This is a genomic window from Bacillus sp. IT-79MI2, from assembly GCF_949768135.1.
Lineage (GTDB): Bacteria > Bacillota > Bacilli > Bacillales > Bacillaceae_G > Bacillus_A > Bacillus_A pseudomycoides.
In genome coordinates, this window is the sequence record NZ_CATKPV010000056.1 from 60472 (window position 1) to 70699 (window position 10228).

8 protein-coding genes and 1 pseudogene are annotated in these 10228 nt (G+C 38.0%); 4 read left to right on the forward strand and 5 right to left on the reverse strand.

Annotated features, from left to right (window positions below; translation table 11 throughout):
* The first annotated feature begins 238 nt into the window (after nucleotides 1–238).
* Nucleotides 239–673, forward strand: coding sequence for a hypothetical protein (locus ACM6HU_RS12020; protein ID WP_016116462.1), 435 nt, complete (start codon nucleotides 239–241; stop codon nucleotides 671–673).
* Nucleotides 674–741: 68 nt separating this feature from the next.
* Here the strand turns inward: ACM6HU_RS12020 and ACM6HU_RS12025 are convergent, their stop codons facing one another.
* The 5 genes and pseudogenes from ACM6HU_RS12025 to nadB all read right to left on the reverse strand — a co-directional run bounded on the left by ACM6HU_RS12025 (nucleotide 742) and on the right by nadB (nucleotide 7422).
* Nucleotides 742–1422, reverse strand: a complete 681-nt coding sequence (locus tag ACM6HU_RS12025; RefSeq protein WP_016116463.1) for a YhcN/YlaJ family sporulation lipoprotein — start codon at nucleotides 1420–1422, stop codon at nucleotides 742–744.
* Between the two features lie 2111 nt (nucleotides 1423–3533).
* Nucleotides 3534–3702: pseudogene (gene safA, locus ACM6HU_RS12030) on the reverse strand (SafA/ExsA family spore coat assembly protein); the annotation flags it as partial.
* A 204-nt stretch (nucleotides 3703–3906) separates the two neighbouring features.
* Nucleotides 3907–5013 carry a quinolinate synthase NadA gene (gene nadA / locus ACM6HU_RS12035; protein ID WP_016116466.1) on the reverse strand — a complete coding sequence of 369 codons (1107 nt, stop codon included), beginning with the start codon at nucleotides 5011–5013 and terminating at the stop codon, nucleotides 3907–3909.
* Between the two features lie 29 nt (nucleotides 5014–5042).
* Nucleotides 5043–5876 (reverse strand): carboxylating nicotinate-nucleotide diphosphorylase, encoded by an 834-nt coding sequence (nadC, locus tag ACM6HU_RS12040; RefSeq protein WP_016116467.1) that lies wholly within the window; start codon nucleotides 5874–5876, stop codon nucleotides 5043–5045.
* 19 nt (nucleotides 5877–5895) lie between these two features.
* On the reverse strand, nucleotides 5896–7422 hold the full coding sequence (gene nadB, locus ACM6HU_RS12045) for an L-aspartate oxidase (RefSeq protein WP_242227436.1): 1527 nt from the start codon (nucleotides 7420–7422) through the stop codon (nucleotides 5896–5898).
* A 371-nt stretch (nucleotides 7423–7793) separates the two neighbouring features.
* Between nadB and ACM6HU_RS12050 the strand changes: the two genes are divergently transcribed.
* The 3 genes from ACM6HU_RS12050 to ACM6HU_RS12060 all read left to right on the forward strand — a co-directional run bounded on the left by ACM6HU_RS12050 (nucleotide 7794) and on the right by ACM6HU_RS12060 (nucleotide 10214).
* Nucleotides 7794–8936: an IscS subfamily cysteine desulfurase gene (locus ACM6HU_RS12050; RefSeq protein WP_033671518.1), complete on the forward strand. Its 1143-nt coding sequence runs from the start codon at nucleotides 7794–7796 to the stop codon at nucleotides 8934–8936.
* Nucleotides 8936–9478 (forward strand): transcription repressor NadR, encoded by a 543-nt coding sequence (locus ACM6HU_RS12055; protein WP_016116470.1) that lies wholly within the window; start codon nucleotides 8936–8938, stop codon nucleotides 9476–9478. Before ACM6HU_RS12050 ends, ACM6HU_RS12055 begins: the two co-directional genes overlap by 1 nt.
* An 88-nt stretch (nucleotides 9479–9566) precedes the next feature.
* Nucleotides 9567–10214, forward strand: coding sequence for an MOSC domain-containing protein (locus tag ACM6HU_RS12060; protein ID WP_016116471.1), 648 nt, complete (start codon nucleotides 9567–9569; stop codon nucleotides 10212–10214).
* Nucleotides 10215–10228 lie beyond the last annotated feature (14 nt).

The following is a 10228-nucleotide window of genomic DNA, read 5'->3' on the forward strand; positions in this document are numbered from 1 at the left end:
ACATCCGCGTGTTTAGCACTTAAGCATATCTCTCGTCTTACGTAAATTAGCTCATCGCTTTGCTAATATAACATTAATGTAAAAAGAACGCAAGCTAAACATAGAAAAATTTCATTAACTTTTTACAACAGTATTTATTCCTATAACCATTAAAGTAAAATATAAATTGATTATTGCAACATATATGTTACAATAGATGTAGATACAATGAAAAATCTGGCAAACAGGAGTGAGTATATTGAAAAGAATAAACGATGAACGTTTAATCCTTCAAAATTTAAAGAACGTTCGAATTGCCTTTCTCTTTCAATCAATTGGTATAATAGGCATCTTAGGATATATTGGCTTCAATGAAGGTATAGATCAAATTACAAAATCTCCACTATGGTTATTATTCATACTAACAAGTATACTTCTAGCCTATTTACAAATGGGAATCTCTATTGATGCAGAAGAAAATGAAAAAGAAATGAAACTAACGCCTTATTACAAACTTGTTTTACGCTCTGCTATCGTAGGGATCATTTTTGCTATTATTTATGTTATTTTCAGCCCTGAAAGACCGCGATGGGAAGGCATTCTTATGGGAAGTATTCTCTTCTTATGCTTTTTAGCTTCTTATTCTGTTGGTTACTTTATTAAGAAAAAACGTATGCAGGATATTGATGAGTGACCTCCTGCACCGCCTTTTTGATACTTAAAAAATCAAAAAGGGAAAGGCATAAACCTTTCCCTTTTTTGTTATCGCACTGTACCAGTTAGACCAGCACGAATGTCTCGGAACATATTTGTTACATCACGATTTAAATCGTTTGTAACTGTTCCGCTGCGCAGACGCGTATTCATCGCATCCACACGTTCAAACATGTCATTTTTTACTGTTACATATACATTTCGGTTTTTCACGTCATTCGCAACTGCTTGACGGATTTCATTTGCCATTGCCGTTTCATCTGTCACTGGATTGCGTGGTTTCACTGCAATAGCTACATCATTTCCACGCACAACTGTAGAAACACGATCCACATTATTCATACCCTTAACACGATTTGTAATTTTTTCTGCTGTCTTACCATCATTGTTAATGTATGAATTATTCATTGTAACGTTACGAGTTGGATATGGATTTGCCATTTGACCGTGGTAATTTACATCACGGTAATAGTTATATCCAACATCATTACGACGATCATATACATTATCCGTAACTCTATTTCCATTTCGATATGTTACATAATCTGTATATCGATCAGTACGTGCTACATTATTTTTGTATGGTTGTGTATCATAATAAGATGTACGTTCATAATTGTAGTTCGCATTGCGCCCATCCATCGCACTTTTATTCTTAGGTGTACCACATGCAGCTAATGCACTGGTAACTAACAAAGAAGCGGCAATAATTTTAATTTTTTTACTCAATATAAAAACCCCCCTTGTTAGGTTGAACTTCTCTCTCGAAAAGCTCCTTCTTATAGTGAGTAACAAAGGAGATTTTTACACTTGTTAATATTTCACTAGGAATTTTCTAACACGACCTCTTTATTGTTAACACAACTCTCTCTACTCCTCATCTTCTGCAAGTGGTTCTCCAAAAATCTCTGGTGGATCTTGCTGATAATTCATCGCACCTGGCTGCGGTGCATATGCGACTTGAGCTGTTGGATAATATGGAGAATTAGGATAATATGGCCCACCTGGCTGTGGACTATATAAATTTCTTTCCTCACCACATCCACAATCTTCTTCTGCTGGCATCATTTGCGGAACATTATTACCAGCTTGCGGTTGGTATGGCATTGAAGTATGTTGCACTGGCATTTGGTGCGGCATCATTTGCATACCTTGTGTATATGGCATTTGATAATATGGATACTGTTGTGGCATCATTTGCGATTGATATGGCATCGGTATTTGCTGCGGCATCATTTGCGGTGGTTGATTATTATCCATCATCGGCATCATTTGCGGCATTTGGTTATTATCCATCATCGGCATCATTTGCGGCATTTGATTACTATCCATCATCGGCATCATTTGTGGTGGTTGATTATTATCCATCATCGGCATCATTTGCGGCATTTGATTACTATCCATCATCGGCATCATTTGCGGTGGTTGATTATTATCCATCATCGGCATCATTTGCGGCATTTGATTACTATCCATCATCGGCATCATTTGCGGCATTTGGTTATTATCCATCATTGGCATGATATTCGGCATTTGGTTACTATCTATCATCGGCATCATTTGCGGCATTTGGTTATTATCCATCATTGGCATCATTTGCGGCATTTGATTACTATCCATCATCGGCATCATTTGCGGCATTTGATTACTATCCATCATTGGCATGATATTCGGCATTTGATTACTATCCATCATCGGCATCATTTGTGGTGGTTGATTATTATCCATCATCGGCATCATTTGCGGCGGTTGATTATTATCCATCATCGGCATCATTTGCGGCATTTGGTTATTATCCATCATTGGCATCATTTGCGGCATTTGGTTATTATCCATCATCGGCATCATTTGCGGCATTTGGTTATTATCCATCATTGGCATGATATTCGGCATTTGGTTATTGTCCATCATTGGCATGATATTCGGCATTTGGTTATTATCCATCATTGGCATGATATTCGGTGGTGTTACTTGTGGAATAATAAGACTTTCTTTTGTCACATCCGGTGCAACTATATTACCCACATTTTCTTTTTGCACTTGTGGCGAAACAACATTACTGACGTTTTCTTTTTGCGTTTGCGGCGCAACTATATTACCTACATGTTCCTTTTTCGTTTGCGGCGCAACTATATTACCTACATGTTCCTTTTTCATTTGCGGCACCACTATATTACTTACATTTTCTTTTTTCGTTTGTGGTGACACTATATTACTTACATTTTCTTTTTTCGTTTGTGGTGACACTATATTACTTACATTTTCTTTTTTCGTTTGTGGTGACACTATATTACTTACATTTTCTTTTTGCGTTTGTGGTGACACTATATTACTTACATTTTCTTTTTGCGTTTGTGGTGACACTATATTGTTCGGTTTCATCTTATTAATAATTTGCGGGGCAATTAACTCGCTTCCTTTTTTTATTACATCTGAAATTTTATAGTCTTTTGCAGGCTTAATGGGTGGTTGTGGCGGCTGTGGTAATATATTTACTGAAAACTTTGTGCTTTCTTTTTCCACAGGTTTCTCCACCTTTTCTACAACTGGTGGCTTTTCAATTACAGCTGGTTTTTCAACGGCAGGCGGCTTTTGAATAGGTATTTCTTTCTGAATCGGTTTTTCTTTTTGGATTGGTACTTCTTTCTGAATCGGCTTTTCTTTTTGAATGGGCATTTCTTTTTGCGTTTGCTGCATAGCCGGTTGCTGCGTAATCGGCACAGATTGATATGGTGCTTCTTCTTCATCTTCTATTCCAAGCGGCGTAGGTGTCGCTGCAAATTCTTTTTGTTGTACCTCTTTTACATATTCTTTTGGAGGAGCTGAACCAGCACCCATATTTTTTTTCACATGCACACTGCTAGATGGCACTTTTATTTTCATACCTGGCATAATCAGATCGGGATTAGTAAGCTGCGTATTCGCCTTTTTTAACGTTTCAAAATCTACTCCGTACTTTTTCGCAATTTTCCAAAGGGTATCCCCTTTTTGCACGATATGAATTTTCAAATTTTCCCCCTCCTGTATTACTTATCTATAAGCCAAAATAATGTAAAGTGAAACTGTCCTCTATGATTTAACACTCTTGCTCTTACCATTTAGTCATACACAATATTGCACGAATATGAAAAAATACAATGATTCCCTCAACACAATGTATGACTGCAATTAGCTAATTATGTTTAATAAAAAAGCGACGGAAATCCGTCGCTTTTACACACGCTCTAACATACGATTTAAGGCAAGGACTGCTTCTTTTGTCACCTGCTTCTCTACTTGAATAACATTGATTTCCTCTCCACGCTCTATCGTTTCTAACACCCACAATAAATGTGGTAAATCAATACGATTCATCGTTAAACAAGGACACATAAAAGGGTTTAATGAAATGATTTCTTTATCAGGGTGCTGATGAAGAATTCGATTGACTAAATTCATCTCTGTACCAATCGCCCATTTACTTCCAGATGGCGCTTGTTCAATCATGTCGATAATATATTTTGTTGATCCTGCATAGTCAGAAGCTGCTACCACTTCATAACAGCATTCTGGATGCACAATAATATTCATATCGGGATGATTTTTTCGCACACTTTCAATGTTTTTCACAGTGAAATTTTGATGAACCGAACAATGACCTTTCCATAAAATCACCTTCACATCTTCTATATTCCCATCATATTCTAATGAATCTGTATGCGGATCCCAAACCGCCATTTTATCTAATGAAATACCTAGGTCATACGCTGTATTTCTTCCTAAATGTTGATCTGGTAAAAAAACAAGACGCTCTTTTTGCGTAAATGCCCAAGATACCATTTTTTTTGCATTTGAAGATGTTACTGTCGCCCCGCCATTTCGTCCACAAAATGCCTTAATAGCTGCCGTAGAATTGACATATGTTAATGGAATCATCGTATCCCCAAATAACTGCGTAAGTTCGTTCCAAGCTCGTTCTGTTTGTTCGATATCTGCCATATCCGCCATGGAACAGCCAGCACGCATATCTGGTAAAATAACGATCTGTTCATCGGCCGTTAACATATCTGCTGTTTCAGCCATAAAATGCACCCCGCAAAAGACAATATATTTCGCTGCTTTATTGCTAGCCGCTACTTGCGCAAGTTGCAATGAATCTCCCGCAGCATCTGAAAATTGAACAACTTCATCCTTTTGATAATGATGCCCTGGAATAAATAATGCTTCCCCTAATTTTTCTTTAATTTCACGAACACACTCTTCCATTTCTTGCACTGACATCGTTTGATAACGCTCTGGTAACATCGTTTCAATTAGCTGAACTTTTTCTAAAATACTCATCCGAAATCTCCCCCTCTAACCCTCTCGCTTTAAACTTCAATATTAAAGCTAATATCTAATGCCTTTACAGAATGTGTTAATAATCCGAGTGAAATATAATCTACCCCTGCCCCACCATATTTTGATAAATTTTCAATTGTAATGCCGCCTGATGCTTCTGTCACAATTGCACTTGGAACAATTTTAGAAAACTCACGAACTTCTTCTGGTGTACGGTTATCAAACATAATAATATCCGCTCCTGCGGCAATCGCTTCGCGCACTTGTTCTTCTGTTTCCGTTTCCACTTCAACTTTCACCATATGTCCAAGCTTTTCTTTCACAGATGTAACAGCGTTTGTAATAGAACCTGCAAAAGCAATATGGTTATCTTTAATCATGACACCATCGTATAATCCGAAGCGATGGTTATATCCGCCTCCGCAAACAACCGCATATTTATCAAACATGCGAAGCCCTGGCATCGTTTTTCTCGTATCACAAATACGTGTATGATCACTTTCTAGCGCCAGAACAGCTTTGCGCGTCATCGTTGCTATACCACTCATGCGTTGAATAATATTTAAAATTACACGCTCCACTGTTAATAAAGATGCAATTGGTCCTTCGACACTTGCTAAAATCTCACCTTTTCCTACGAAATCTCCGTCTTTTTTATGAAGTGTAATTTGAATGCTGTCATCTAATAATCGAAATCCTTGTTCAATTACTGCTGTCCCTACGAATACCCCTGTATCTTTCGCAAGGAACGTTCCCTTTGCCCTTAAATTATCAGGAAAAATAAGCTGAGATGTTACATCTTTTTCTCCAATATCTTCTAGAAAAAAGCTTTCTAATGCTTTTCTTATCTTTAACGCGTTCATACAATCCCTCTTCCCTTCATTACACAAGTTGTAATTTTCTATTAGCGAGAATAATTTTTTTCGTTACTTGATTTCGTCTTGGATAATCACCACGATAATGACCACCTATGCTCTCTTTTCTTTGCAGTGCTGCTTCTGTAATGAGCTGACAAACTGTTAGCATATTCATAATTGTTATATCTTCATTTGTAAAAGCTTCATATTGTATTCGAACACTTTGTACACGATAATGTTCAAACCATTGCTTCGCATATAATAAACTCTTTTCTGTTCGTACAATTCCTACGTACGTCATCATATGTTTTTGTATTTCTTTTTTCGTAGGTAACTGAGGAACTCTTGATATTCCATGTATTTCTTCGCTATTATTTATCTTTTCTTGTACCGGATGAGCTAAAATATGTGTTCCCATTCGTTTTCCAAACACAAGCCCTTCTAACAATGAGTTGCTCGCTAATCGGTTTGCACCATGCACACCGTTACAAGCTACTTCACCTACAGCATATAAATGCGGAATAGATGTTTCTCCATCACAATTCGTTTTAATGCCACCCATATGAAAATGAGCACCAGGAACAACTGGAATTCTATTTTGTTTTACATCTATACCATTCTTTTTGCATAATGCCGATACAGTAGGAAAACGTTCTTCAAAGTTTTGAATAGAAGAAATATCCAAGTATACACTTTCACCTGCAAGAAGCTGTTCATGAATCGCACGTGCCACTACGTCACGCGGTGCAAGATCATGTTGCGGATGTACATCCAGCATAAAACGCTGTCCTTTTTCATTTAACAGAACAGCTCCTTCACCCCGTACCGCTTCTGAAACAAGTCCACAGCAACGGCTGCCTACATATAGCATCGTTGGATGAAATTGTACAAATTCTAAATCAACAAGTTCGCCACCAGCTCTGTATACCATCGCGAGTCCGTCACCTGTAATCGTCTCGTCGTTAGACGTAAATGCATACAACCCTCCAACACCGCCTGTAGCTAATACAATATGTTCAGCATAGTAACGATGTATATTTCTTTCGCTATCACGGGTCAAAACACCCTTACATGTATCATTTTCTATAATTAAATCGAGCACCATTTCTCGCTCCACTACTGTAACGTACGGAGCGACTTCCTGAACCAAATGCTCTAATAAATTTCGTCCTGTTGCATCTCCACCAGCATGTAAAATACGTCGGTTTCGATGCGCACCTTCTTTTCCAAGATGGGGCCCGTTTTCATCTCCATCAAATTCCATCCCATTTGCAATGAGCTTACGAATCTCTTTCGGCCCTTCTTCCACTAAATATCGAACTGCTTCTTCATTGTTATAGCCACAACCGGCCGCTATCGTATCTTCGTAATGATCATTCACATTGTCATATGTAGCTACAGCTGCTGCAATTCCGCCCTGCGCTAAATGTGTATTGTTATCGCGGCCTGTTTTTTTTGTGATAATCATCACATTCTTTTCATGACAAATCTCTTTCGCAACACTAAGTGCTGCAACACCACTTCCAATAATTAAGACATCTGCACTTGGCATGATCATTGCCTCCTAGTTTACACTTCCCAACTGTCTTGACACCTATATTTACATAGTTTTAAAATAATGACAAGAGTTTTTTAGAAAGTAATATTTTCACCAAGGAGTTTAACGAAATTCTCATGCTATATAAATCCATTTTATTTTTTCGACATATCAATCGCTGCTACGAAGAAGAAAAGGGGACTTACACTCATTTTCTCTCTCTGTTTTTACTTGGCATGGGGCAGGAAGAGGATCTGACCGCTTCTATGCGCGGCCGGATGCTCTCTTCCACCTAAAAAGAAAGGGTTTATGTCGGTTTTTTAATTTGAATTTATATACTTTAAAATTAAAAAACGAATGTAACTCTACTATAGAGAGGACTATACATTATGATATATCTTGACTATGCAGCTACAACACCAATGAGCAAAGAAGCTATTGACACATATACGAAAGCAGCACAGCAATACTTCGGTAATGAACAAAGCTTACACGATATCGGAGGAACAGCTTCGTCTTTACTACAAGTTTGCAGGGGAGCACTTGCACAAATGATTAGAGGAAAAGAACAAGGCGTATTTTTCACAAGCGGTGGTTCTGAATCTAATTATCTTGCAATCCAGTCGCTCTTAAATGCAAAAAGCGGCAAGCACATACTTACAACACCAATGGAGCACGCATCGATTCGCAGCTACTTTCAGTCATTAACAAAGCAACGATATACAATCACGGAAATTCCTGTGGATTCATGCGGGCTTATTAACCTTAAGGCTTTAGAAGCAGCAATTACAGACGATACGGTTTTAGCAAGTATTCAGCACGGTAATTCTGAAATTGGAACCGTTCAACCTATCTCAGAAATTGGAGCACTACTAAAAAAACACCATATTTTATTTCATACAGATTGTGTACAAACATTTGGTAAACTCCCAATTGATGTCACAACGATGCAAATTGATAGCCTTTCTGTTTCCGCACATAAAATTTACGGACCAAAGGGTGTCGGAGCTTGCTATATAAACCCACAAGTTCGCTGGGAACCAGTCTTCCCAGGGACATCTCATGAAAAAGGATTTCGCCCTGGTACAGTTAACGCTCCCGGTATCGCTTCGTTTCTGACAGCAGCAGAGCATATATTGGACGATCGTGAAGAAGAACGCGCTCGTTTTGAGCAATTACGATCCTATTTTACAGAACAATTACAAGCAATTCCCCTTGAAATTCAAGTAGAAGGACATTCTACTTCTTGTTTACCTCATATTATTGGGGTTACAATAAAGGGAATAGAAGGTCAGTACACGATGTTAGAATGCAATCGCCATGGCATTGCCATTTCAACAGGAAGCGCATGTCAAGTCGGCAAACAAGAACCTTCAAAAACAATGCTTGCAATTGGAAAAACGTATGAAGAGGCAAAACAGTATGTCCGCTTTTCATTTGGACGTCATACAACGAAAGAACATATTGATACAACCATTCATGCACTATGCACAATTGGAAATCAATTTTATAGAGGTGTTAAATTATAATGAAACAAAATGACCAGAAAAAGATTTTAGGGGAAGAAAGAAGACAGCTCATCTTACAATGGCTCCTTGCTGCTAACGAACCGTTATCCGGGAGTGAATTATCTAGGAAAACAAATGTCAGCAGGCAAGTCATCGTACAAGATATTTCCTTACTAAAAGCGCGAAACGAACCAATTATCGCAACTGCACAAGGATATTTATATTTAAAACCACAAGCAAAGAAAAATACATTTGAACGTGTTATCGTCTGCCAGCATAAACCAGATGAAGTACGCCAAGAATTAACATTGCTAGTCGACCACGGTGTTACAATTAAAGATGTAAAAGTAGAACATCCTGTATACGGCGACTTAACAGCTTCTATTATGGTGAGTAATCGTTTTGATGTTGAACAATATTTGCAAAAAATTGAAGATACAAATGCTTCCTATCTATCTCAATTAACAGATGGCATCCACTTACATACAATTGAAGCAGATTCCACAGAAAAATTAAACGCTGCTTGTGATGCGCTAGATCGCGCTGGATTTCTTGTTTATTAAAATGAGAGCACAGAGAGTTTCATTCTTCTCTGTGCTTTTATTTATGAAATGATATAATATTGAAATCAATTGGTAAAGGAGAGATGATATGGGAATCAAACTCGTTCACTTTAGCATTGGCAAACCAAAACAAATGCAATATGGAGAAAATAAAGAAATGTCAACAGGCATCTGTAAAGAGCTTACAGAAGAAGCCTTTCTATCAAAAGACGGATTTCTTGGAGATGGTGTAGCTGACCTAAGGTTTCACGGCGGACCTGATCGCGCTGTTTGTGTCTATCCGTATGAACATTACGCGCTATGGGAACAAGAATTTCAAACAACACTCCCACCCTCTGCATTTGGCGAAAATATTACCGTAACAAATATGTTAGAACATGATATTTTCATCGGCGATACATATCAATTAGGTGAGGCTGTCATTCAAATTACACAAGGCCGGATACCGTGTAGTACCATCTCAAAAAGAGTTGGCATCCCCGGTATTTTACCGCGCATTGTAGAAACCGGTTATACCGGCTATTTATGCCGTGTTCTTCAAGAAGGCGTTGTTCGCAAAGACTCACAAATGAAACTACTAGAGCGCCATCCAGATCAAGTTTCTATTCTGTTTTCTAACGAAGTATATTTTCATAGACGGAAAGATACAGAGGCAATGGAGAAAATTATTGCTGTTCCAGAACTAGCAGAAGCTTGGCGCGAGCAATTAGTAGATCGCTTAGCAAAATTGAAATAAACCCCATTGCATAT